The following is a 25,144-nucleotide window of genomic DNA, read 5'->3' as shown; positions in this document are numbered from 1 at the left end:
GCTCAGACCAAGGTGGCGACACGCCCCAACCTGCGCAGCATGACCAGACTGACTGCGGCGACGACCAGTCCCGTCCAACCCCACACCTGCTGGTGCAGCAGAAACGCTCCAGAGCCCAGGAGAGCTCCGAAGAGAATGCCGGAACTGAACAGAAAACGGGCCATCAGCGTCGATAGCGATTCGACTGCTTGAACATCCAAACGACGACGCCACCGATTCCAGCCGGGTCCAGGCGGGCGAACCGTTTGCACGAAGCGTTCAAGCACTTCAGGGGATTCCGGTGGTGTCAGCAGCATCACCGTCAGCCAGACCAAAGCCGTCAGCCCGGTCGTGACCATCAAGCGCTGGCCGTAATCAGCAATCTGTAGAAGAGGAACGACGGAAGTCACCAAACCCACCACGAAGCCGCAGAGCATGGCGGCAAGTTCAGCGGCGGCATTGATCCGCCACCAGAACCAACGCAGCACCAAAACCACACCAGGCCCCGTGCCGATGGCGATCACCAACCGAAAAACAGTGCCGATGCTGTCGCTGATCAAAGCCGTGATCACGCCCAACACGAGCAAGATCACGCTCATCAGCTGACCCACCAGCAAGAGCTCCCGCTGGGAGGCATCCGGGCGTAGAAAACGTTGATACAGATCATGCGTCAGGTAACTGGCACCCCAGTTCACCGAAGTGCTCACCGTGCTCATGAAAGCTGCCACCAAGGACACCACAACGAGGCCGAGCACCACAGGCGGCAGAAATTGAACAGCCAGAGCCGGGTAGCTGAGCTCCCAATCCGCCTGATCGGGGAGGAGCACAACCGCCGCCAAGGCAACGAGCACCCAGAGCCAGCTACGCACGAGGTAGTTCACCACCAGAAACACCCAGCCGGCGAGGCGTGCTTCCTGCTCATTTCGGGTGGCCAGCATGCGTTGGATGAACTCACCACCGCCGTCACTCCTGCGGAAACTCCACCACTGCACGGTCAGATAGGCCAGGAAGGTGGACACGCTGATTCCTGCACCGCCGATCCAGTTGAACCCGCTGTCGTCCCAGCGCCAGGGAACGATGGAAAGTAATTCAGGCCGGCCTAAAGCATCCAGTTGCTCCAGGAGAGGCCCCATCCCACCTGCTGCGTGCACTGCAGCCCAGGCGACAGCCGCGGCACCGAGCAAAGCAAGGATCAACTGAATGAAATCCGTAATCACCACAGCCCAGAGTCCCCCGGCCACGGTGTAGGCCAGCACCAGCGCCGCCACGATGATCAACAGAAGGAGCGTGTCGGAGAGACCACCGACAGCGGGAATGGGCTGGTCGGAAACGATGCCCAGAGCACCGACCACCTTGCGCATGGCAAGGAATGCGTAGCCGATGCCGATGCAGTTCACAGGAAGTGCCAGCAAAAAGGCCTTGATTCCCCGCAACCAAGCGGCCGCAGCACCTCCATAACGAAGTTCGGTGAAGGCTGCATCGGTGAGTACACCGCTGCGGCGCCAAAGGGGAGCAAACACCACCGCCATGGCCACATGCGCGAGTCCGAATCCCCACCACTCCCAGTTGGCCGCCAGTCCCCTCGTCCCGACGATGCCTGCCACATAGAGGGGGGTATCTATGGAAAAGGTGGTCGCGGCCATGGAAGCGCCGGCAAGCCAACCACTGAGCCGGCGACCGGCCACGAAATAATCATCTTCGCCGCGGTTCCTCCGTGCCAACCAGAGACCCAGAACCAGCGTGCTGGCCAGATAGGCGATCAGAATCCACCAATCGATGCGTGCCATGGGGACAGACGGGTGATCCGCTGAGTCTCCCTTACTGCTGGCGTGAACGTCTCAGCTGTCCGCAGGCGGCATCCTGATCAAGCCCGCGACTGGCACGCAAACTCACGGCCACCCCACGGCCTTCCAGCACGCGCCGGAATCCTTCGATGCGATCCCGCGTAGGACGCTGAAATTCCTCTTCTTCGATCGGGTTGTAGGCGATCAGATTCACGTGACTCTGAAAGCCACCGACCCGATCAGCAAGTTCCTCAGCATGAGCTGCGTGGTCATTAAGACCGCCCAACAAGATGTATTCAAAGCTCACCCGTCTGCCGGTGATGGCCAGGTAGTGCCGGCAATCATCCAGAAGCGCGTCGTAGGGGTAGGCATGCGCCGTGGGAATCAGCTCTTCCCTGAGTGTCTGATTGGGAGCATGCAGGCTCACGGCCAAGGTGAACTGAGCGCGACCGAGTCGCTCCATGGCCAGTTCCGCCAGCTTTGGAAGCGTGCGAGGCACCCCCACCGTGCTCACCGTGATCCGGCGCTGACCGATTCCGAGATCATCGTTGAGACAGCGAATCGAATCCAGAACCGCCTCGATGTTCAACAGCGGTTCCCCCATGCCCATGAACACCACATGAGATGGTCTGCGCTGCATCACTTCACGCACACTCAGCACCTGTGCAACGATCTCGTGCGTGTAAAGCGAGCGTTGCAGTCCCCCTTTCCCGGTGGCGCAGAAGCGGCAGGCCATCGGGCATCCCACCTGGCTTGACACACAGACGGTGAGGCGCTGATCAGTGGGAATCCCAACCGTCTCCAGCGTTTCACCGTCGTCAGTTGCCAAAAGGAGTTTGGTGGTGGCATCGGCGGCCACCTTGCGGTCCTGCTCCTTCAAGCGTCCGATGCTCACCCCACTGTCCTGAAGGGACGCCCTCCAAGATTTCGGAAGCACCGTGATCTCCTGAAGATCTCTGGCTCCCTTGGCATAGAGCCAGTCGTGCAGCTGTCGGCCCCGGAAGGCGGATTGTCCCTGAGTGACAGCCCAGCGTTCAAGCTCGGAAGACCCGAGCCCGAGCAGCGTTTTGGACTGGGCAGTGCTGATCACCAGACCAACAGTCCATGGCCAATCTTGATCTCCACAGCCAAAAGTGCAATGAACCCGAGCATGGCCATGCGGCCATTCAGCCGTTCGGTATGGGTATGGAACCCATACCGGGGAAGGCGGCGTACGGGAATCGTGGTGGGTTCAATCATGAGCAGGGCTGACCTGGAGGGACAGTTTGGGGAAATTGGACTGACGATCGCGGTGAAAGGCGCAATCTTCATTCATCGCTGAGCAGCCCCTCTTCCTGCAGACCCTCCACCGCCTCAGCATCCACCACCTGCTCTTCCTTCAACTCGTTGTCGGCATCAGGCCGGGCGAAAGCAGCGAAGTTGCTGCCAGCTTCGATGCCGTGGCGGCTACGGGTGGCCTCCAGGTCAGCATCACTGGGATCGTCAAGAACGGCCGTGGCATCGGCGGCTGGCGCCGCTGGCATGTCCACGGTGTAGTCAGGACGCAGATTCTGCATGCGGCGGTAGCCAGCAGGATCCTCCGCCAGGATGTCCGGGTGCGGGCCGGCCTCGGCCTTCAGTTCTTCTTCAAAACCGCTGAACCCGATGCCGGCAGGAATCAGGCGACCGATGATCACGTTCTCCTTCAGTCCACGCAGCCAATCGCTCTTGCCTTCAATGGCCGCTTCGGTCAGCACACGGGTGGTTTCCTGGAAGGATGCCGCGGAGATGAAGCTGTCGGTGTTCAGGGACGCCTTGGTGATCCCCAGCAGAACAGGAGTGAACTCGGCAGGAGCCCCGCCAGTGATTGACATCGCCTGATTGGTGTCCTCCACCTGACGGAGCTCGATCAGCTCACCGGGCAGCAGGGTCGTATCCCCTGCGTCCTCAACGCGAACCTTGCTGGTCATCTGACGAACGATCACTTCGATGTGTTTGTCGTCAATGGAGACGCCCTGGGACTTGTAGACGTTCTGAACTTCGGTCACCAGACGGTGCTGGAGCTTGGCGATGGCCTCCTGCGCCGCATCCATCAAGGGCTTGCGGCTGCGCAAATCCTCAAAGAAGCACTCCAGAAGCTCATGCGGGTTGATGGGTCCGTCAGTGAGCAGTTCTCCAGCAGTCACCTGCTGACTGTCACTCACCATCACGTTGCGCCCAAGAAGGATCGGGTACTCGGAGATGGCGTCGTCCGCCTCGATCACCGTCACCGTGGTGTTCTCATCATCTTCACCCTGCTTGATCTCAACGGTGCCTGGCTTCTTGCAGAGAATCGCTGATTCACGCGGACGGCGAGCTTCCAGCAGTTCCTCAATTCTCGGCAGGCCCTGAACGATGTCACCCGTCTTCTGGCGTTCGAACACCAGCAGAGCAAGTCCATCCCCGCGCTGCACCAGATCACCGTCGCGAACGTGCAACAAGGAATCCGGCGAGACCATGTAAGGCCGGCCCAGGCGCAGGGTGACGCTCTGGCTCTCGACTTTCTCAATTTCACCGCAGCAGTCGGAGGGCTGACCTGCAGCGAGTTCTTCACCATCCACGATCCGCTGACCGACAGTCACAACAGGCTGAGAGTTGGTGCTGATGGTGAGCGTGTCCTCCGGACGCTCCACAATCAATCGACGCACAGGCTCATCGGCCGTGGCCTCAGGCATCTGAGCAACACCCTCTTGCTTGCAGAGAATCTGCGTGGTGGCAATCACCTCACCGGCCTTGATCGACTGGCCATCTTCCACCTGCAACTCGGTGTGAGTGGATCCGTGGCTGGAGTCGGAAATGGTGTCACGTCGAACAAGAATGCTCTCCAGAATGACGAGTTGAAGACGTTCGATCGTCTTGGCGCGCTTGTCGGGGACCGCTTCCACATCCACGGTCATCTGAGGCGTGGTGTCGAATGTTTCCAGCATCAACTGCGTACGCAGCAGCTCAACACCCTCCACAGACTTAACCAGTTCGTTGTCCTTAAAGGCAAGACGCTGGCTGGCCTTCAGGCCGAGATGAGGTCCATTGGGTTGTTTGACGTGGCCCAGATCAGGCAGCTGAGCTTCGTTGGGAATCGTGTACTCCTCAACGGGTCGAAGCAGCAGACCGCTGCCTTCAGGTGTTTCCACCGTCTGCACATAAACCATCGTCTCGGTGCTGATCCCCTTGGCGATTGGCTCACCGGGGTTGACCATCACGCCATCACCTTGGAAACGCTCAAGCGCTTTCTTCTCGGTGCAGAGATGGAAACTGCCTCCGCGAACGATGATCTCGCGCAGGATGTCGTTCTTCTGGGTGACAGTGACAATGCCAGCCGTCTGACTGAAAATGTCCTTAACCACTTCAGTGCCGGCCTCGATCCACTGGCCGTCAGTGATCATCAGCAAGGAGATGTCCTTGTTGATCTCATGGGTTTCCTGAGGAATCCACAGCAGTGTTCCTCCCTTGTTCACCTCGTAGCCATTCTTGGCAGAGCGGGCTTTCTTGATGGCGAGTCCAGGAGCAAAACGCACCAGACCACCGGTCTGGGTACGGAACCGATCATCATTGAGTTCCGCAACCACCTCGCCGCTGCCGATCTTGCTCCCCGGGATGGTGTTGAGGCGATAACGGGTGCCGTCCTTGGCCTCCAGATGCCAGATCTCTCCAGCATGGGTGGACTCACCCTGAAGTTTGAAATCCTTGAGGGTCATGGCCGTTGTGACGATCTGCACCTCACGGGAATCGCCTAGGGCTTCACGCAGGCGAATGGCGCCGCCGTACTCGCTGGCCTGACTCGCCTCAGCAAGCACCTGACCCTCCGTCACTGTCGCCCCGGCGGTCACCACCGGATGGGCATTCGGAGGCAGGTTGTACACATCACCGGCCAGCACCCACATTCGGCCGAGTCTCTGGGCCTTGTGGGTGATGTTCCCCTGACGGTCGGTGACCTCACGGGGCTGAATGGAGGGGTCGTAGCTGACTTGACCAGCCAGGTCGCAGATCACGTCCTTGGTGGCCTTCTCCACACTTTTCTTCACCGCGCCAGCAGCGATCTGGGCAACGGTGACATCGGCGTCGATGCTTTGGCCGTTGTCGACGAAAAGCAGCGAACCGTTGGTGATCTCAATCTTCTGGGGCTTGCCCTTACCGGATGGCTGGATCGTGAGGTTGAAATCAACCTCTGCCTGTTGAGCATTAACGCCATGGGGGGTGCGGTAAGGACGCACGCGCGCCTTGGCGCCGAATTCCACCGTCCCCTCAAGCTTTGAGCGAACCACACCGGTCTCGGCGGTGGACACACCACCGGTGTGGAACGTCCGCATGGTGAGCTGGGTTCCGGGTTCACCAATCGACTGAGCAGCAATGATCCCAACCGCCTCACCGAGGTCCACCAGCTCGTTATGAGCCAGGGCCCATCCGTAGCACTTGCGGCAAACGGAACGGTTGGCCTCACAAGTGAGCGGTGAACGCACGCTCACTGCCTGAACGCCAGCTTTCTCAAAACGTTTGGAGAGAGGAGGATCGATTTCGGTGTTGCGCTCAGCCAGCACTTCCCCTTCAGAACCCACTACCTGATCGGCCGTGAGACGCCCCACCAGTCGATTGCCGTATTTGCCGTCTTCCGCCTTCACCAAGATGCAGCGGCTGGTCCCGCAATCGTCCTCACGGACGATCACATCCTGCGCCACATCCACAAGACGACGGGTGAGGTAACCGGAGTCAGCGGTGCGCAGAGCCGTATCCACCAGACCCTTGCGGGCGCCGTAGGAGGAAATGACGTATTCCGTGACGGTGAGTCCTTCCCGGAAATTGGTACGGATCGGCAGGTCGATGATCTCCCCTTGGGGATTGGCCATCAGGCCACGCATGCCCACCAATTGGCGCACCTGGGACATGTTTCCCCTGGCGCCAGAGTTCGCCATCATCCACACCGAGTTGAGCGGATCGTTCTGGTTGAAGTTCTTCTTGACCGCATCCACAAGGCGTTCATTGGTCTCCGTCCAGGTATCGATCACCTTGGTGTGGCGCTCCACCTCTGTAATCACACCAAGGCGATAGGACTCCTCCGTGGCGGTGATCAGCTCCTCGGCCTGACCAAGCAAGTTTTGCTTTGCTTCAGGCACCTTGAGGTCGTTCACCGAAATGGAAACGGCAGCCTGAGTGGCGTAGCGGAACCCAAGGTCCTTGAGCTGGTCGGCCATAGCAGACGTGGCCGCAGTGCCATGGTGCTTGTAAGCCCAAGCCACCAGTTGCTTGAGGCCTTTCTTATCAACAACACGGTTGCGGAAGGGGGGTGGAGTCTTCGCCAGAGGGCGAGTCTTGGGAGCGGCGGCGGCGGCGGCGGCAGCCTTGGCAGCCTTTGAGCCCTTGGAGGATGACTTACGGGACTTAGAAGGAGTGGAGGTCATGACAGCGCTGAGAAAGGAGGAATGAAAAGACGAGCGGATCGAACGTGAGCGTCAGGTGGCTGCCACCGCGTCGATGATCGTGTGATTCATCACGACGCGGCCCACAGTCGTGAGGATGTAACGACTGATTAGGGCTCCATCGTCATCAAAACGGTCCCTTCGGTAAGTCCACTGCTCCAATCGAGTGCCGTCTGAGAGCGTTTCAGTGCTTACGGGTTCCTCGCGCTCATCGTCATCTTCAACTTCACCGTTGAAGCGCACCCAGACCCAGTCATGCAGGCCAAGACGCTTGTCTTCAAAGGCGTGGATCACATCCTCAAGATCTGAGTAGGTGCGTGACCGATCGCCAAATTCAACCGGTTGGATGTCGGGCTGAAGGGCTGTGAGGTAATAGGCGCCAAGAACCATGTCCTGGGATGGCGTAATGATCGGCTCACCAGTCGCTGGAGACAAGATGTTGTTGCTGGCCAGCATCAACATGCGTGCCTCGGTCTGGGCTTCGATGGCCAGGGGCACGTGCACGGCCATCTGATCTCCATCGAAATCAGCGTTAAAGGCCGGACAAACCAGAGGATGCAACTGGATCGCACGACCGTCCACAAGCTTGGGCTCGAAAGCCTGAATGCCCAAGCGGTGAAGCGTGGGCGCACGGTTGAGCATGATCGGGTGCCCGTCGATCACTTCCTGCAGCACCTGCATCACCTCATCATCGGCGCGCTGAATCAGCTTCTTGGCGGCTTTGATGTTGTTGACGATGTTCTGGCGAATCAAGCGATGGATCACGAACGGCTGGAAGAGCTCGATCGCCATCTCCTTGGGAAGACCGCACTGGTGCATCTTCAGCTTTGGACCGACCACAATCACGGAACGACCGGAGTAGTCGACTCGCTTGCCGAGGAGGTTCTGACGGAATCGTCCCTGCTTGCCCTCGATGATGTCGCTGAGTGACTTAAGGGGGCGATTGTTGGCACCAACCACAGTGCGGCCACGCCGGCCGTTGTCGATCAGTGCATCAACAGCCTCCTGCAACATCCGTTTCTCATTACGGACGATGATTTCAGGGGCCAGGATCTCCTGCAGACGGGCTAATCGGTTGTTGCGGTTGATGACCCTGCGGTAGAGATCATTCAGATCAGACGTTGCGAAACGACCACCATCGAGCTGCACCATGGGACGCAGATCGGGAGGAATCACCGGAATCACATCCAGCACCATCCATTCCGGACGGGCATTGGTCGCGATGAAGTTGTCAATCACGCGCAGGCGCTTGATCAACTTCGCCCGCTTCTGCCCCTTACTGCCGGCGATCTCCTCGCGCAGCTGCTCGGCTACCTCATCAAGGGTGAGATCTTCGAGAAGCTGCTTGAGAGCCTCGGCGCCGATACCCACAACAGGCTCATTTTCAATCTCTGAGTCTTCTGCGTAGATCTCATCCTCAATTTCCAGCCACTCATCTTCAGTGAGGAGCTGCTTGTACTTCAGATCCTTGTGATCGCCGGGATCCAGCACCACATAGCAGTTGAAATAAACAATCTGCTCAACGTCCCGCAGGGGCATGTCCAGAAGGATGGCCACGTAGCTGGGTATGCCTTTCAGGTACCAAACGTGGGACACGGGAGCAGCGAGCTTGATGAAGCCCATGCGGTGGCGACGCACCCTGCTCTCTGTGACTTCCACACCACAACGCTCACAAACGATGCCGCGGTGGCGGACACGCTTGTATTTGCCGCAGTGACACTCCCAATCTTTAGAGGGCCCGAAGATTTTTTCGCAGAACAAGCCGTCCATCTCCGGCTTGAGCGTGCGGTAGTTGATGGTTTCGGGCTTGGTGACCTCACCCACCACCTGCCCGTTGGGCAAGGTGCGTTGCCCCCACTCCATGACCCGGTCAGGAGAGGCCAAAGTGATCTTGACGTAGTCGAAGTGGTTTTCGGTTCGGAGATTGCTGTTGGTCATTGACGATTAAGGGAGAAGGAGCGTTGTGTCAGATCGTTCGTCAATCCGTCAGTCTTCGTCGTAATCCGCGACGCCGAGGGATTCATACGTAGGACGGCTGGGTGTGCTGCGACGGGGATTCACGTCCTGCATGAGATCCACCTCCTTTCCTTCATCAGTGAACACGGCGATATCCAGACCCAGAGACTGGAGTTCGCGCATCAACACCTTGAAGGATTCCGGTGTACCGGGCCTGGGGATCGGCTTGCCCTTGACGATGGCGTTCAGGGCCTCGTTTCGTCCCTGCATATCGTCGGACTTGACCGTGAGCAGTTCTTGCAAGGTGTAAGCGGCGCCATAGGCCTCTAGAGCCCAGACTTCCATCTCACCCAAACGCTGGCCGCCTTGCTGGGCCTTACCACCCAGGGGTTGCTGGGTCACCAGGGAGTATGGACCGGTGGAACGGGCATGGATCTTGTCATCCACCAGGTGGACAAGCTTGAGGAAGTGGGAGTACCCCACAGCCACAGGTTGATCGAACGGCTCGCCGCTGCGGCCATCGATCAATTGAAGCTTGCCGGGATCATCCGGGTTGTAAATCCATTCTTTGCCCGGCTGCTTGGCGGCCTCCTTCAGGAATGTTTCCACCGTTTGTTGAGACTTTTCAGCCCCGTACATTTCATCGAATGGAACAACTTTGACGCGGCAGTCCAGATTCGCTGCAGCCCAGCCCATCAGCAGCTCGAACACCTGACCGACATTCATACGGCTTGGCACACCGAGAGGGTTCAGAACGATGTCGACCGGGGTCCCGTCCGGGAGATAAGGCATGTCCTCCCGAGGAAGAATCCGGCTGATGATTCCCTTGTTGCCATGGCGACCGGCCATCTTGTCGCCCACCTGGATCTTGCGACGCTGCGCCACATACACCCTCACCACCATGTTGGCGCCGGGGGGCAGCTCATCACCCTGCTCTCGGGTGTAGATGCGAACGTCCACGACCCGTCCACGCTCAGTGCTGGGAACACGCAGGGAGTTGTCGCGAACGTCTCGGGCTTTCTCACCAAAGATGGCTCTGAGAAGCTTCTCTTCAGGAGGCTGGTCGGACTCACCTTTGGGAGTGACTTTGCCGACCAAAATGTCGCCGCTCTCTACGAAGGCTCCGATGCGGATGATTCCCATCTCATCAAGGTTGCCAAGGCTTTCTTCAGCAACATTGGGAAGTTCCCTGGTGATCTCTTCGGGACCAAGCTTGGTCTGACGGGCTTCAATCTCGTACTTCTCGATATGCACTGAGGTGTACAGGTCGTCATTGACCAGACGCTCGCTGACAAGGATCGCGTCCTCGTAGTTGTACCCCTCCCATGGCATGTAGGCGATCAGAACATTCTGACCAAGTGCGATTTCGCCGCCTTCGCAAGCCGAGCCATCCGCGAGTACTTGCCCCACGATCACCGGGTCACCCTGGTGAACGATTGGACGCTGGTTGAGACAAGTGTCCTGGTTGGAGCGCTGGTACTTCTGGAGATAATGGGAGTGATCAACACCGTCTTCGTCTCGGACGACGATCGCGGTAGCATCCACAAAGGTCACAGTGCCATTGACCCGGGAGATCGGAACCATGCCGGAGTCCCGAGCTACCTGAGTTTCCAGACCCGTACCCACTAAGGGGCGTTCGGGGCGCAGGAGAGGAACCGCCTGACGCTGCATGTTGGATCCCATCAAGGCACGGTTGGCGTCGTCGTGCTCCAGGAAGGGAATCAGCGAAGTCGCGACAGAGATCACCTGAACAGGTGAAAGCTGCACGTAATCCACCTGCTCAGGGGGAACTTTCTCGAAATCCTGGCGATAACGCACGGGGATGAGATCGGCAAGGATCGCGCCTTCACTGTCAGTTGCGACATCGCCTGGGGCCACACGACACTCATCTTCGAGGTCGGCAGACAGATAAATAGGATTCCCCTGCTTCAGAACATGTCCGTTCTCCACTTTCCAGAATGGGGTCTCAATGAAGCCGTATTCATTCACCCGGGCATGGGTCGCCAAGGAATTAATCAGGCCGGCATTGGGGCCTTCAGGAGTTTCGATCGGGCAGAGGCGGCCGTAGTGGGAAGGATGGATATCACGCACTGCAAAACCGGCTCTTTCCCTTGTGAGGCCTCCTGGACCGAGGGCGGAGATGCGGCGTTTGTGCGTGAGCTCGGCCAATGGATTTGTCTGATCCATGAACTGGCTCAGCTGGCTTGAGCCGAAGAATTCCTTGATGGCCGCAACAAGTGGCTTGGGATTCACCAGCTGTGCTGGTGTGAGTGAGTCGGTTTCACCAACGGTCATCCGTTCCTTGATGATCCGCTCGAGCCGATTCAAACCAACACGCACCTGATTCTGCAGAAGCTCACCGACAGAACGCACGCGACGATTGCCGAGATGATCAATGTCATCAAGGCTGGCGCCACCCACATCGAGCTCAAGGTTGATCAGATAGTCGAGCGTGGACAGCACGTCCTCATGGGTGAGGGTGCGAACCGAGTCCGGAATCGTGAGGCGAAGCTTCTTGTTGATTTTGTAGCGACCGACCCGGCCGAGGTCGTAGCGCTTGGGATCGAAGAAACGGGTCTGAAGCAGTTGCTGGCCACCACTCACTGAAGGGGGTTCGCCCGGACGCAGCTTCTTGTAAAGCTCCAACAGAGCTTGATCTTCAGAACTGATGCCTTCGTCGTTGGCCGCTTCAATCGACTTTTTGTAGTACTCCGGATGACGGAGCTTATCGATCACATCGTTGTCGGACAAACCCATGGCACGCATGAGCACATGGGCATTGATCTTCCGAGTCTTATCAACACGAACGTGCAGCAGATCGTTCTTGTCCGTTTCAAATTTCAGCCAGGCGCCACGGTTCGGAATCACGCTCGCGTTGTAGGTGCGGCGTCCGTTTTTATCCTGCTCATCTTTGAAATAGACACCGGGGCTGCGCACGATCTGATTCACGATCACGCGCTCTGCGCCATTGATGATGAACGTGCCGCGCTCGGTCATCAGCGGGAGCTCGCCGATGAAGACCTCCTGCTCCTTGATCTCACCGGTCTCCTTGTTAACCAGCCGGCAAGTTACATACATCTGCGAGGCGAAAGTGGCATCGCGTCGCTTGGCCTCCTCAACGTCGTGACGAGGACGCTTCAGCCGGTATTCACTACCTACAAAATGAAGCTCTAGCTTTCCCGTGTAATCGGTGATCGGAGAAAAACTCTCCAGCTCTTCGATCAGGCCCTTCTCCAGGAACCACTTGAAACTGGCCCGCTGTACCTCCACCAGATCGGGGAGATAGGTGGCGGTCTTGGCGACCTGAATCGCTCTGCTGCTCATGCGGAGACCTGCAGTATCAGAAGGTGGACGTAAGGGCCTGGAAGGATGAGCTGTACGGACCGCACTGTTGCTTTCAACCAAAACAGCGGCAGTGGCACCCTGACGGGGAACAACGACCGCGACACTGGCTTCAGAACACTCGGGTCAGAACAGCTGACGTCGTCAATGCACCGATCGGTAATGGACGCTTCGGGAGCCAGAGAACAGTGAACTGCATCTGACCAGGCCAATAAAACATCTTACACTTTGGCGCGAATAGAGTGTCTTGATGGTCAGGGCAGCTTGAACAGGGCTCGTGCGTTGGCTGTGCTGTCCATGGCGACTTGTTCGACCGATTGCTCCCTCAGCTCAGCGACACGAGTCGCTACCGCCGCAACAAAAGCTGGCTCGTTGCGCTTACCCCGACGAGGGACCGGGGCCAGGAAAGGACAGTCCGTTTCAACGAGGAAGCGGTCCCGGGGCACTTGCCTGGCGCAATCGTGGGTGGGGACAGCCTTCGGGAAGGTAACCGTGCCGCTGAAGCTGATGAAGAAGCCGAGCTCCAGGAACTGATGCATTTCCTCTGGAGTTCCACCCCAGCAGTGCATCACCCCAGCGGGGCAACATCCCTGGGCCCGACGGGCGCGCAGTTCTTCAAGCATGGGCTCAGCTGCATCGCGGCAATGCACGATCACAGGCAGGTTGAGCTCTACCGCCAAATCCAGCTGAGGTCGGAGAATGGCGAGTTGTTCAGACAGATTCTTGTCTCGAAACAGATCGAGACCTAGTTCACCGATGGCCACCACCCGATCATCAGCGCAGGCGGCTTCGCGCAGCACAGCCTGGGTGTCATCAGCCCAATGCTCAGTATCAAGCGGATGAACTCCCACGGAGTAACGCAACTCAGGGAACCGGTCCGCCAATGCACGGATTGCCGGAATCTCAGCGGGCTCAACGCATGCATGCAACAGTGACGCAACGCCTGCGTTACGCCATCGTTCCGCAACTGCGTCGAGATCCTCATCGAAATTCCTGAAGACAATGTGACAGTGACTGTCGATCAGGGTGGGTGTGGGCATCGGGTCCTGAAACGCGCCTTCAGAACCCATTCTGCCGAAAGTCTGAATCTTTCTGGAAGTCAACCAGCGCTTGCTGGAGCCGGGTCAATCGCCTTCTTCACCGCCATGCTTAAACGGGCTTTCTGATGGGCCCCTGCATTGCGATGGAGAACACCGCGCTTCACGGCCTTGTCAATCTTGCTGAACGCTGCACTCATACTGGATTGAACCGTGGACTTCGCCTCATCCCCGGGAGTGGCGCTGTAGGTCTCACAAGCGCTGAAGCAGCGCTTCATCAGCGTGCGCATCGACGACTTGTAGGCCTTGTTCTGAAGGCGGCTGCGCTCAGCGATCTCGACGCGCTTCTTTGAGGACTTGTTATTGGCCACAGAGCCTTTGATCTGATCGACAATCCATAACCATAACGCAGCGCATCCTTTCTCATCCGTCGTTCCGCTTTGGAACTAACGTGGCCCAATGAATGACCAGCCGGTGGCCGCCACAGCGCCCCCTCCTCAAAGCATTGATGCCTCTGTGATCAATCGCATTGACATGACGGGCGATGTGGAGCTGCAACTCGATCGCATCGCGACCCGTACAGCCGGCCAATCCCAGCGAGAAGCTGCAAAAAGCGTCGAATCCATCCTTGACCAGGTGCGCATGGATGGCGATCAGGCCCTAATGGCGCTTACACAGCAGTTCGATGGATTTGCCCCTGATCCACTCCAAGTCCCTGGCTCAGAGCTGCAGAGCGCCTGGGACGAAACGCCTGCCAATCTCAGGGACGCTCTGGAACTCGCCCATCGACGGATCCAGGATTTCCACCAGCGGCAGAAACCTCTGGACCTCGATGTCAAAGGAGTGCATGGTGAGCGTCTTGGGAGACGCTGGCGTCCTGTTCAAGCCGCGGGCCTTTATGTCCCAGGAGGGCGTGCCTCATACCCAAGCACAGTGCTCATGAACGCTGTACCGGCACGCGCGGCAGGGGTGGAGAGGCTTGTGATGGTCACCCCCGGTGGCACCGACGGAACGGTGAACCGCACCGTTCTGGCAGCCGCCCACCTAGCGGGTATCCGCGAGGTGTATCGAATCGGAGGGGCTCAGGCGATAGCGGCCCTGGCGTTCGGCACCGAAACCATCCCGAAGGTCGACGTGATCAGCGGGCCTGGCAATCTTTACGTGACTCTGGCGAAGAAGTTCGTCTACGGGCAGGTGGGAATTGACTCACTCGCTGGCCCCAGCGAAGTGCTGGTGATTGCCGATGCGTCGGCAGACGTGAAACAGGTTGCAGCTGATCTCTTGGCCCAGGCAGAACATGATCCGTTGGCGGCTGCGATCCTGCTCACCACCGCGAGCGCCCTGGCTGAGGCGCTTCCTGCTGAATTGGAGCAACAACTTCAAAAGCACCCACGGGAAGCCATTTGCCGGCAATCCTTGCAGCAGTGGGGACTCGTCGTGGTCTGCGACAACCTCGAAACCTGCGCGTCGCTGAGTGACCGGTTTGCCCCCGAGCACCTCGAGCTCTTAGTCGAACGGCCTCGCATGCTGGCGGACCGAATCCAACAGGCTGGTGCGATTTTCATCGGTTCCTGGAGTCCGGAGGCTGTGGGGGACTACCTCGCTGGGCCGAATCACACGCTGCCCACCTGTGGCGCAGCGCGTTACAGCGGTGCTCTCAGCGTGGAAACCTTTATGCGTCACACCTCACTGATTGAATTCAGCCGTGAAGCCCTCGAAGCCACCGGTGGTGCTGTTATGGAATTGGCCGGCAGTGAAGGACTTCACAGCCATGCCAATTCGGTGAAGATTCGTCTTAGCTGAAATCAGCGGGCCCTCTCAAGGCTGCGTGCGCTGGCAACACCATCATCAACCTGTCCAACGAGGACCTCGTCAGCAAGGTTGACGAACAGACCGTTCTCAAGGACGCCGGGAATGTTGTTGATGTCCTTTTCAAGAGAGACGGGATCAGCGATGCCACCCTCAAATCGCACATCCAGAACCAGGTTGCCCTGATCGGTCACCACAGGACCGGCCTTGCGGGTGGCCATGCGCAGTTCGGCTTCGCCACCCATGGCATTCAGTTGCTGGCGAATCTGCACCCAGGCACCGGGCAGGACCTCGACGGGAAGCAAAAACCCAAGATTCAAACGCTCCACGAGCTTGGTGGAATCGACCACCACGATGAAACGGTCAGCTCGAGCAGCGACAAGTTTCTCCTGCACATGGCAAGCACCACCACCCTTAATGAGTTGGAACGAAGGGTCGACCTCATCAGCACCGTCGATCGCCAGATCGATTCGGTCCACCGCATTGAGGCTGCGGAGAGGAATCCCTAGTTCAGCTGCAAGAACTTCACCCTGGAAAGACGTTGTGACTCCCACGATGTCGTTCAGTTGACCTGCAGCAAGGCGTTCACCCAATCCCTTGATCATGAGGGCCGCTGTTGAGCCGGACCCAAGCCCAACCACCATGCCGTCTTGGAATTGCTCCACTGCAGCATCAGCGACGGCCTGCTTCATCTGATTCTGAAGTTCCGACATGGTCCGCTAGTAATCGGCGCGACCGTAGCAAGAGTTTCAGCTCATTCCCGGCAAGGGCTCCGGTTTGACTGAAAGTTGCAGATCCTGTTCCCCGCGAATGATGGATAGGGCGAGGGGCTTGTTGATCTCAGCATCATCCACCTGCTGCAACAAATCCTGGGGATCGGCGATGGGGACATCGCCGGCCTGGATCACAAGGTCTCCTCTACGAAGTCCCGCCCTCTGGGCCGGACTGTTCGGGAGGACGGACTGCACTAGGGCTCCCGCTCGTTCCGGGAGCTCAACCAAGGCATTGGGATCCTCGTTGTGCTCCCGAGCGATGCGAGCGGTGAGCGCAATCAGCTGAACGCCGAGATAAGGATGCACAACTTCACCGGAAGCCTGAAGCTGCTCGGCTACACGACGGGCAAGATTGATGGGAATCGCGAACCCAAGTCCAGCCCCAGGTCCAGAGCGAACCAACGTATTGATCCCGATCACGCGGCCTTCCGCATTCACCAGAGGACCACCAGAGTTTCCTGGGTTGATCGCAGCATCGGTCTGGATCAGATCAAGACGCTTGTCGGAAAACCCAAGGCTGCTGATATTGCGGTGCAAGCTGCTCACGATCCCAAGCGTGACTGTCCGTTCCAGGCCGTAAGGGTGCCGAGGGCGATGGCCCAGTCACCAACCTCGAGAGCCTCAGAATCGCCCAGCTGAGCAGAAGGCGGAAGAGAGGTGCCACGCAATCGAACCAGAGCAAGGTCGGTGACCGGATCACGACCGATCACCTCACCATCGCGTTGATCGCCATTGGCCAGGGTCACGTTCACGTCCTCCACCTGCTCGACAACATGGGCGTTGGTGAGAACGAGCCCCTGACGGTCGATCACCACCCCTGACCCCTGACCGCGTTGGCGCTCTGGGCCGTAACCGAAGCCAGGCTCACCGAGAAGATCACGCAGCAGTGGGTCGATTAGGTTGGGGTCAAAAGGCTGACGTTCCACCACACGCTCGGTGTCGATCCGAACGACGGCCGGGGCCACATCACGGACCGCATCAGCGACAAAGCTATGGCTACCCGGCAACGCAGCTGAAGCTGCCATCACCTGCATCGGCTGCAACAGGCTCAAAAACATGGCGGCGAGAACTGCTTGAACCTTCAAGAGCCTGAGAATCAATGACCGACCAGAACCCACAGACATGAGTGAAACGTCTTAACTCACGCTAGGGCCGTCCCTCAGGCAAGGAGGGTGAAGTCGTCGAGACCGAACTGCCCATCACCACCGAGGACGTAGTCAAATTGCAGACTGCGGGCCATCACCTCATCCGGGGTGGCACCACCCATCAGGAGGTCGGAGGCAGCGCTGATCAGGCTCTGATCGCCATTGCTGTCGTTGGACAGTGCCCAGAACATCATCCCGCCAAGACCGAGAGCATCCACGTAGGCCGCTTTGCCAGCAATCGTGGCAGCAGTTTCGATGGAACTCCAAACGCGCGTGTTTGCGTTGTAGACGAATGCCGCTTTGGAATCGTCATCCCAAACCAAGGTGAACGAGCCATCAGCAACCCCGGTAATCAGATCCTTCTGGTCATAATTCCCTGCCTCGAAAGATCCTGGAGCCTGCCTGGAATCACCTGGATTCCCGAGACCAAGGGTCCCACCGGCATCGACATTGCCCCAGGCCCGCGTGTAAGCGGGAGCACCCAAAACAACCTTGCTTAAATCGATGCCATTGTCCTGGAATTGTTGGATCGCTGTGACAACGTCATATCCACCGAGATCATTCGCCATCGCTGCCTGATGACCGGTGACCGATTCCCAGCCACCATGAAAGTCGTAAGTCATCACGTTATAGAAATCAACGTAGGGATCGATTCCTGTGAGATTGAGATTGGCGAGTTTGTCATAGCCACCGGCCGTGGCCACGGAGATCTCATACTCCTCCCCTGTAGAAGTTTCCAGGGCATCGAGTTTGGTGCGCAACAGCTCAAGAGTGAGCGCAAAGTTAACCCCGTCTTCAGGGCTAACAGCATTCCCGGTCTCGCCGCCACCACCGGGATATTCCCAGTCAAAATCCACTGTGTTAAAGAAATCAAAGCGTTGAAGTGTGTCGACAATGCTGCTGGTGAATGCCTCCCGATCCGCCGCTGAATCAACGGCCAGACTGAACTCATCCGAGAGTGTCCAGCCGCCAAGAGCGAGACCGAGATTGATCTCGGGATTGAGTTGTTTCAGCAGATCGAACTGACGCAGATTGCCCACGTAATCCACTGGCGTATTCCAATCCATTGGCACACCTGTCACCGTGACGGACCCATCACCGTTGGTGTTGGCCTTGAACTCTCCACCTTGCGAATAAACATTACGCTGGTTGCTACTTAGCTCCTTCCACTCAGCTGCAGAGAATGTTCGAGTCACCTGATCAGAAACACTGAAGCGTTTGTCCGTCGCGGCCCAGGAATCAAACAACTGCACATCACCATTGGCTTTCACATCAAAAAAGCTGTAGTTGACATGGGTAAGTTCTCCTACGTTGATATCACTCACCAGAAAATCACGCTGGTAAATCCCCCATTCCTCGAAATAAGCCACCACTCTCTTACCGGGATCGGCAATCACCTCCGCAGAGCCCTCTCCAGGTTCTGGCTCTTCCACCAGGGATGAATCTGCAGGCTCAGTCGGGGGATTCGAGTCTGGGTCGTCCTGTGGGCTGCTTGGCGTGGAACTAGCTTTGATAAGGACAATGTCATCACTGTTGATCAAGGGATTGCCCTTGAATTTGGCAATCGCAGCATCGTCGCTGCCGAGTCCTTTCCGTGAGCCATTTTCGTTATAGACAAGTTTGCCTATGTAGGCTTGATAAATGATGTTTGCGTCTGACTGCTTGAGTTGTTGATATTCCGTTTTGTTGTTGGCGATGGCCAGATCAATTGTGTCAATACCAGGAAATGTTTCGGCGTCAATGCCGATCTTGTCTTCGTCTAGACGATTGAAATCGGTGACGACATCAATGGGACCTCCAGTTCTGATGAATGCAAAGAGGTCGGCACCACCACGCCCGGTCATGATGTCTTTTTGGGCTGTGCTGATCAGGGCATCCGGTTGCGCTGTTCCAATGAAGCGGTACTGGCCTGTCTTTTTTTCTTTCGGTTGAATAATGTTGAAGTCGCTGAATCGATCGCCCTGAGGCGTTGGCGGCAGTGTTGTCTCTGACGGGGCGACCGGGGTGTTGGTCTCAGCAGCCCCATCGCCAGAACCAGCGTTCTCATCCCCGTCATCAACGAAAGCATCCTCAGGGCTGGGAGGTTCGAACGGCTGAGTGGTGTCTTGATCTGGTCCTTCCTCAACAAGGCCTTGCCCAGCAAGAAAGAACAGAGCACTGGTGAGCTCACCACTGCTGTCCAAGCCCACACTCTCGGCGTTGAAACTCACAGCAATGCTCTGGCCTGCGCCGATGGTGCTGTTCCAGGCCGCAGGGGTCAGGGTGACCCGATTGCCGCCACCCTCAAGGGCCTCAACCACTGCATCACCGGCCCAGCTCTGGAAATCCCTGTGGGGCGTTTCGAAACTCACGGACCAGTTTTCAATCGCACGATCCGACATGTTGGTGATCGTGAGCGTTCCACTCATCCCGCCCCAATAAAGAGTTCCGCTCGCTTGCAGATGAAAGGTGCCCGCGGCATAACCATGGTCATGGTGATGACCGCCGGAGTGGTCCTGATCCCCATGACCAGAGTGGTCAGCAGGCTCAGCGCTGGCGAGCTGAGCGCCGATGGAATAAACGGGATTCCCAAGCTCAACCTGAAAACCATCCGTGCTGGCACCAGTGGGTGCGGCCGGAGTGAGCAAGACGGTGCGATCAACAAGCGCGACATCGTTCTGATCGAACCCCAGAACCGCTTCCAAATTGTCCTCTCGAACCTGATCAAAATGAAACTCGACATTGTCAGCCCGCAGCTGCGTTGATTGCACGCCTTCAATCAACACACTTTGACCACTGGGCTCCACAGAAATCAGTAGTCCCTGATCAGTATCAACAGCCGAAACACGCTCCCGTGTTCCAAGGTAGATGAAACTGATCTTGTCATTTTCAGGATCAAAGTTACTGACCACTTCTTGCACTCCATACTCATGGGAGCGGATATAAACTGTTTCGCTCACAGCAGCACCAGGCTCCGTGAAATCGATGCGTCCCTCTGCATCAGCAGCGATCGCATCACTGCGAGGCCCCACACCGAGCTCCCAGGAAATCACGCCTCCCGCATCAGCCCTGAGATGCTCGTTACCGACTGGAGCAAAATTCTCAATAGCCAACTGATCCCAGCGCACAGGATCACCATTCAGATCAGTGATGCGCTGATAAGAATCCTGCTGCCATGGATTCACAATGACAGCCGATCCATCAACCAGCTTGCCGAGAATCATGCCGTGAACAGAGATATCACCAAAGTCCAGTCGATCACGCAGGGGATCAAACCCTGCCACCACACCTGACGTGCCAACAACACGATCAACACCACCACCGATGAAAGCCACAAAAAGAGCTCAGAACTTCTAAAATTCTGGACTTGGTCTGCCTTTCAATGAAACCCTTCAATTGGAGGGTTATCGGTAAGATCCAGTCAAATTCATTGATATATCAGTCACAATTCAGATCCGTTGCAGATCTTCGTACTTGCAAGCATTTCAACATCTCAATCCACACATGAGTACAGCATGGCGCAATGGATTGAAACCCTCGAATGACATTCATAGGCAAAAGCCCCTACCCCCGCAGGGGAAAGGGTGATTCGCATCGCGAGGTGCCCTAGAAGGGCCCTCCTCAAACAGCCATACCAGAATCGCGCCCAAGCATCCCGTGCATAGGAGAATCCAACAGTCCCGTCGGCTCGCCTTCGCCGTTGATATCAAGAACGCAGAGAGCTTTCAATCCTGCGCGAATCGCTTTGTCCTCGCTAAGATGGAACATGGACATTGAAACCAACGGACCCTGCCTGTTTCACAGCCAGGACATTCCAGCGAAGCGACATATTTTCAGATCGAACCTGACCGGAGTGGATATCCAAACCAATGGACACTCCATCATTGGAGGTGAAGCAAGCATCCTCACCATGAATGAGATCTGGACAATCGCCACGCCTAAAGCTTGACAAAACCATCAAATCATCCGTCATGCCATCGGATGACATAGAGGCCAACTTCATCAAAGCCTATGCAGGCGCACAGAATTAACTTCTCTTCAAAAGGCCACTGTGAGGCAGCCCTACACTCTGAGCATTGAAGCTGATTGAAATCTCGCACTTAGCGGGGACAGTGTCATTGCACGCGGCAGGCGTAAAGGTCACACAATTGAGACCATTCCCTGCATCTTCAACTATGACACCACCGGCCCAACTCTGAAACTGATCATGGGGCGTAGGGATCCATAACCATCATCAGTGAGACTTGGCGAGAGAAATCATGAGGTCTAAAGGCTGATATTCAGTTTTGCTACTTGCTTCACGAGTCACAGCTCACAAAGATCTCGCAACGACTAACCGAGACATACGTCAGTTTTAAAGCCGGTCCAACCTGGTCAATCCACCCAGTGACGACGAATTGCCTCAACCGCAGCAGCGGTTCGATCCTTCACGTTCAACTTGCGCATGATCGATTGCACATGCCCTCTCGCTGTGGTCTCAGCAATTGTGAGTGCCTCACCGATCTCCCGATTGGTCAAACCATTGCAAAGTTGCTGAAGCACCATTCGCTCTCTGTCGGAGAGAGCATGGGCTTGTCCCGAATTCCTCGACTGCAGGGCTGGAAAAATGGAAGGATCCACAAACCGCACGCCCTCAAGGATCGACTCCACCGCATTAACGATGGTCATCAGATCAAGGCTTCCGCGGGTGAGAATCACATTGGATGGACCTGCAATTGCCTGTTTGATTGAGAGTGGATTCGTCTGCTCCAGGGTGAACACGGTGTCGATGGGTGACTGATGAACAGAGCGCTGCTTGAGCTCGGTGATGAGGTCGAACCCTCTGCCCTCATCCAGACGCTCACTCACGAAAGCCAACAAAGGTCCGCGGACTTCATCGAGACAGGCCAACGCTTCTCGCTGCGTCGTGGCAATTCCGACCAGCCGACTGGGGTGTTCGTCGTGATGCAGAGCAAAACAACTGGCCAGAGCCAGGGCATAGGGGCGATTGTCAGTGGCCACCAAAATCCGATGGTGCCGAGACAGACCCTGAAGGTGCTGACTGAGCGTGCGGAAGGACTCGTCGATGGTGATCAACATGCACTCTCTACCCTTCTCGTCACGTCTTCAGCATGGGTGCTCCTTACATGCCAGCGCTAGAGGGCATGGCCAATTGAACCGGATGTCCCTACCAATGAGAGGGACATCCCTCCAGCAACGTGTGCCCCATGCCTTTCCATCGTGTCCTGAGGCCCGCACTGGTCTGTGCGCTTGGCTTTATGGCCTTTGGTTGCCAAGCCAAACTTCCTTTAACTGACACTGGAACAAACCGCCGGACTGCAGGGCAACTCCGGGCCGTCGTTGTAGGAGAAGAGCTTCCTTTAGCGACGAAAACAGACGCGGGCTACGACGGCTTGAGCTTTGTGTTCCTCGAAGCAATCCGCGATCAGCTCATCCACACCGATGGCGAGAAGATTGCCATTCAGACGGTTCCAGTAACAAACGTGCGCGAAGCACTGTCGCTATTGGAACAAGGCAAGGCAGACCTTGCCTGTGGCATGGATTTCAGCTGGGAACGACAGACCCGGGTGGATTACACACTGCCTTTTGCCACAACTGGAATCCGACTCTTGGTTCCTAAAGGGAATGACGGCACCCCGAACAGCCTGAAGGGCAAGACCATCGGCGTGGTGCAGGACAGCGTGGCCGCCTCGGTGCTGGCGAACAACCTTGAAGCAGCGACGTTCCAGTTCTTCCCCTCTCCCGCAGCAGCACTGGAAGCCCTCAAGGACGGGACCATCAGCATCCTTGGCGGAGACAGCCTCTGGCTTCAAGCCAGCCGTAAAGCAGCTGCACCCAAGGACAATCTGGTGCCTGATCAGCCCTACGCCCGGACAGCCGTGGCTTGCGTGGTACCTGAAGGCCACGAATCCCTTTTGGACGCCAGCAACATTGCCATCGGCCGGGTGTTGCAGGACTACGTGGACGGGGATCAAGCCGTTCGCAAGGAGATCAACAGCTGGATCGGCAGTGGGAGTGATGTGGGCTTAAACGACGACGATATTGCTCACTACTACAGCGTTGTGTTGGCAACGGTGACGGGATTCCGGAAGGACACGGATCGCACCGACTGAAACGCCGCTCACGCATAGCTGCTATTACCCCACACCTCCAAATCACCATGACCTTTAAAAACCCATTGCTCAGCCTGCTCACCTTGATGGCCGCCTGCAGCACACTCCAACAGGGCGCCTCTGCCAGCGTTTTCGTCGGACCGGATCCGAGTCTGGCTCTCGAGCAGCGCGTGAATGCTCTCAATCTTGAACAGCTCCAAAATCAGCACAAGGAACTCCTTGCACGCCACTGGCGAAACGGTGGTGGCTGGGGCAACGGCGGCGGACGACGATGGCGCAATGGCGGCTGGGGCAATGGTGGGTTCCGCAATGGAGGATGGCGGAACGGTGGGTTCCGCAATGGCGGCTGGGGCAATGGCGGCGGGATCGGCTGGGGCAATGGTGGCCCCGGGGTCGTCATCCGCTGGTGAGGCAGCTGTCGGGGAGAGGCCTCTAACCTTCTCGGACCGCTGAACTCTTTCCATGACGAGCACTGAACCGGGATTGCAACGCTGCGCGCTCTGCCAAGTCGAGATCCAAGGAGAAGGCTCCACCTCTGACCGAGTGATCTTCAGCAGAGGAACTCCCGGCACTCGCAGCAAACTCTGGGCGAGGGTTTGCCAGTACCTCAAAAGCGACGAGCAGAAGCAGCAGTGCATCAACCAGGATCCAGCCCTGCGTGGGACACCCCAGCCAGGTGATGGATTCGAGGAAATCAGCGCCATTCAGCTCGGCGATGGTGGCGCGGCTTGATGGCGTGATCAAGTCCTGCACCGATCCGAATCAGGCATCATTTGTCCAGATGTAGTGGACGCTTCTGCCGCGCGTGTCTAGACGTAAACGAGATACGTCCTGACTGCGTCGTCATGCGTCTGATCAAGAGAGCCGCCACCGGCCTGCTCGCCTTTTCCACATTGGCTCTGGTTGCTTGCCAGAACAAAGAAGCAAGCAAAACGACTGGCTCACAATCCTCCGCATCAGCTCCAGAGCAATCGACCAGCAACGTTTTTGACTCAGGCAAGCTTCGTGCAGTTGTCATTGGCAATGCCCTGCCGATGGTTAAGAAGGATGGTGACAACTACGACGGCCTGTCCTTCGTGGTTCTCGAGGCCATCCGGGATCAACTCAATGTGTCCGCTCTGAAAAAAGACAAGGAGATCGACATCGAACCGGTTGCCGTTGGATCGGCGCAGGAAGGACTCAACAAAATCCGTTCCGGAGCGGCTGATATCGCCTGTGGCGTGGCCTTCAGCTGGAAACGCCAACGCACCCTCACCTACACCCTTCCCTTCGCCATGGGTGGGGTAAGGGTGCTGGCCCCTAAAGGCAACGATGGAACCCCCGACAGCCTGAATGGGCAGACGGTTGGTGTGGTGAAAGACAGCGTGGCTGCCAATGTTCTGGCTTCATCGGTGGATGATGCCTCCTTCCAGTTCTTCGACACCCCCGACGAAGCGCTTGCCGCGCTCAAGGATGGAACAGTGAAGGTTCTCGGCGGCGACAGTCTCTGGCTGAAGGCCAACCAAGCTGCAACCGCGCCCGAAGCAGCCCTGGTCCCCGCACTGCCCTATGCACGCTCCGGCATCGGCTGCGTGGTGGCTGGAACCACACCCAAGCTTTTGAACATGAGCAACCTGGCCATCGGACGTCTTCTCTCGGCCTATGTCAACGACAACGACGAAGTCCGCACTGAGATCAACCGCTGGATCGGAACCGGCAGCACCTTGGGCCTCAGTGATGACCAGATCGGCAGCTTCTTCACGATCGTGTTGTCCACTGCAGCCGAATTCAACAAGCAGTCCTGACCCTGACCCGTTCG

The 25,144-nt window shown here is 57.4% G+C and carries 19 protein-coding genes and 1 pseudogene; 7 read left to right on the top strand and 13 right to left on the bottom strand.

Going from position 1 to position 25,144, the window contains the following annotated elements:
* Positions 1-2: 2 nt before the first annotated feature.
* The 6 genes from WH7805_RS11410 to rpoB form a co-directional block, all read right to left on the bottom strand.
* Positions 3-1,766, bottom strand: coding sequence for a sodium:solute symporter family protein (locus WH7805_RS11410; RefSeq protein ID WP_006043261.1), 1,764 nt, complete (start codon positions 1,764-1,766; stop codon positions 3-5).
* A 31-nt stretch (positions 1,767-1,797) separates the two neighbouring features.
* Positions 1,798-2,853, bottom strand: coding sequence for a 23S rRNA (adenine(2503)-C(2))-methyltransferase RlmN (gene rlmN / locus WH7805_RS11405; protein ID WP_006043260.1), 1,056 nt, complete (start codon positions 2,851-2,853; stop codon positions 1,798-1,800).
* On the bottom strand, positions 2,850-3,002 hold the full coding sequence (locus WH7805_RS11400) for a high light inducible protein (protein ID WP_006043259.1): 153 nt from the start codon (positions 3,000-3,002) through the stop codon (positions 2,850-2,852). The genes rlmN and WH7805_RS11400 overlap by 4 nt, the downstream gene beginning before the upstream one ends.
* A gap of 68 nt (positions 3,003-3,070) precedes the next feature.
* Positions 3,071-7,174 carry a DNA-directed RNA polymerase subunit beta' gene (locus tag WH7805_RS11395; RefSeq protein WP_006043258.1) on the bottom strand — a complete coding sequence of 1,368 codons (4,104 nt, stop codon included), beginning with the start codon at positions 7,172-7,174 and terminating at the stop codon, positions 3,071-3,073.
* 51 nt (positions 7,175-7,225) lie between these two features.
* Positions 7,226-9,130: a DNA-directed RNA polymerase subunit gamma gene (locus WH7805_RS11390; protein ID WP_006043257.1), complete on the bottom strand. Its 1,905-nt coding sequence runs from the start codon at positions 9,128-9,130 to the stop codon at positions 7,226-7,228.
* 48 nt (positions 9,131-9,178) lie between these two features.
* On the bottom strand, positions 9,179-12,472 hold the full coding sequence (rpoB, locus tag WH7805_RS11385; RefSeq protein ID WP_006043256.1) for a DNA-directed RNA polymerase subunit beta: 3,294 nt from the start codon (positions 12,470-12,472) through the stop codon (positions 9,179-9,181).
* Positions 12,473-12,517: 45 nt separating this feature from the next.
* On the opposite strand from rpoB, the gene WH7805_RS14505 reads away from it, so the two are divergent.
* Positions 12,518-12,682: a hypothetical protein gene (locus WH7805_RS14505; protein WP_156783692.1), complete on the top strand. Its 165-nt coding sequence runs from the start codon at positions 12,518-12,520 to the stop codon at positions 12,680-12,682.
* 62 nt (positions 12,683-12,744) lie between these two features.
* Here WH7805_RS14505 and WH7805_RS11380 read toward each other — a convergent pair whose 3' ends face one another.
* Both WH7805_RS11380 and rpsT read right to left on the bottom strand, forming a co-directional pair.
* Positions 12,745-13,530, bottom strand: a complete 786-nt coding sequence (locus WH7805_RS11380; protein ID WP_038005448.1) for a TatD family hydrolase — start codon at positions 13,528-13,530, stop codon at positions 12,745-12,747.
* A gap of 59 nt (positions 13,531-13,589) precedes the next feature.
* Positions 13,590-13,898 carry a 30S ribosomal protein S20 gene (rpsT, locus tag WH7805_RS11375; protein WP_006043254.1) on the bottom strand — a complete coding sequence of 103 codons (309 nt, stop codon included), beginning with the start codon at positions 13,896-13,898 and terminating at the stop codon, positions 13,590-13,592.
* A 163-nt stretch (positions 13,899-14,061) separates the two neighbouring features.
* Here rpsT and hisD point away from each other — a divergent pair, with 163 nt between their 5' ends.
* On the top strand, positions 14,062-15,330 hold the full coding sequence (gene hisD / locus WH7805_RS11370) for a histidinol dehydrogenase (protein WP_232199049.1): 1,269 nt from the start codon (positions 14,062-14,064) through the stop codon (positions 15,328-15,330).
* A gap of 2 nt (positions 15,331-15,332) precedes the next feature.
* On the opposite strand, the gene rpiA is transcribed toward hisD, so the two are convergent.
* From rpiA to WH7805_RS14785, 4 genes and pseudogenes are all read right to left on the bottom strand, one after another.
* On the bottom strand, positions 15,333-16,049 hold the full coding sequence (gene rpiA / locus WH7805_RS11365) for a ribose-5-phosphate isomerase RpiA (protein ID WP_006043252.1): 717 nt from the start codon (positions 16,047-16,049) through the stop codon (positions 15,333-15,335).
* A 36-nt stretch (positions 16,050-16,085) separates the two neighbouring features.
* Positions 16,086-17,143, bottom strand: a pseudogene (locus WH7805_RS11360) (trypsin-like peptidase domain-containing protein).
* Between the two features lie 125 nt (positions 17,144-17,268).
* A complete protein-coding gene (locus tag WH7805_RS15015) occupies positions 17,269-20,568 on the bottom strand; it encodes a glycosyl hydrolase family 18 protein (protein ID WP_006043249.1) in 3,300 nt (1,099 codons plus the stop codon).
* A 286-nt stretch (positions 20,569-20,854) separates the two neighbouring features.
* Positions 20,855-21,001, bottom strand: coding sequence for a hypothetical protein (locus tag WH7805_RS14785; RefSeq protein WP_006043248.1), 147 nt, complete (start codon positions 20,999-21,001; stop codon positions 20,855-20,857).
* On the opposite strand from WH7805_RS14785, the gene WH7805_RS11350 reads away from it, so the two are divergent.
* On the top strand, positions 21,000-21,182 hold the full coding sequence (locus WH7805_RS11350) for a hypothetical protein (RefSeq protein ID WP_006043247.1): 183 nt from the start codon (positions 21,000-21,002) through the stop codon (positions 21,180-21,182). The genes WH7805_RS14785 and WH7805_RS11350 overlap by 2 nt on opposite strands.
* Before the next feature lie 425 nt (positions 21,183-21,607).
* Here WH7805_RS11350 and WH7805_RS11345 read toward each other — a convergent pair whose 3' ends face one another.
* On the bottom strand, positions 21,608-22,312 hold the full coding sequence (locus tag WH7805_RS11345; RefSeq protein ID WP_006043246.1) for a response regulator transcription factor: 705 nt from the start codon (positions 22,310-22,312) through the stop codon (positions 21,608-21,610).
* Between the two features lie 128 nt (positions 22,313-22,440).
* On the opposite strand from WH7805_RS11345, the gene grrP (WH7805_RS11340) reads away from it, so the two are divergent.
* The 4 genes from grrP (WH7805_RS11340) to grrP (WH7805_RS11325) all read left to right on the top strand — a co-directional run bounded on the left by grrP (WH7805_RS11340) (position 22,441) and on the right by grrP (WH7805_RS11325) (position 25,130).
* Positions 22,441-23,346, top strand: coding sequence for an extracellular substrate binding-like orphan protein GrrP (grrP, locus tag WH7805_RS11340; RefSeq protein ID WP_156783691.1), 906 nt, complete (start codon positions 22,441-22,443; stop codon positions 23,344-23,346).
* Positions 23,347-23,393: 47 nt separating this feature from the next.
* Entirely contained in the window at positions 23,394-23,756 is a 363-nt protein-coding gene (gene grrA, locus WH7805_RS11335; RefSeq protein WP_006043244.1) for a GrrA/OscA1 family cyclophane-containing rSAM-modified RiPP, read from the top strand.
* A 52-nt stretch (positions 23,757-23,808) separates the two neighbouring features.
* On the top strand, positions 23,809-24,078 hold the full coding sequence (locus WH7805_RS13960; protein ID WP_071933710.1) for a hypothetical protein: 270 nt from the start codon (positions 23,809-23,811) through the stop codon (positions 24,076-24,078).
* A gap of 113 nt (positions 24,079-24,191) precedes the next feature.
* The gene (gene grrP / locus WH7805_RS11325) at positions 24,192-25,130 is read left to right on the top strand and encodes an extracellular substrate binding-like orphan protein GrrP (protein WP_006043242.1); all 939 of its coding nucleotides are present in this window, start codon (positions 24,192-24,194) and stop codon (positions 25,128-25,130) included.
* Positions 25,131-25,144 lie beyond the last annotated feature (14 nt).

Source organism: Synechococcus sp. WH 7805 (assembly GCF_000153285.1).
Lineage (GTDB): Bacteria > Cyanobacteriota > Cyanobacteriia > PCC-6307 > Cyanobiaceae > Synechococcus_C.
This window is presented reverse-complemented; position numbering and strand designations above follow the sequence as displayed.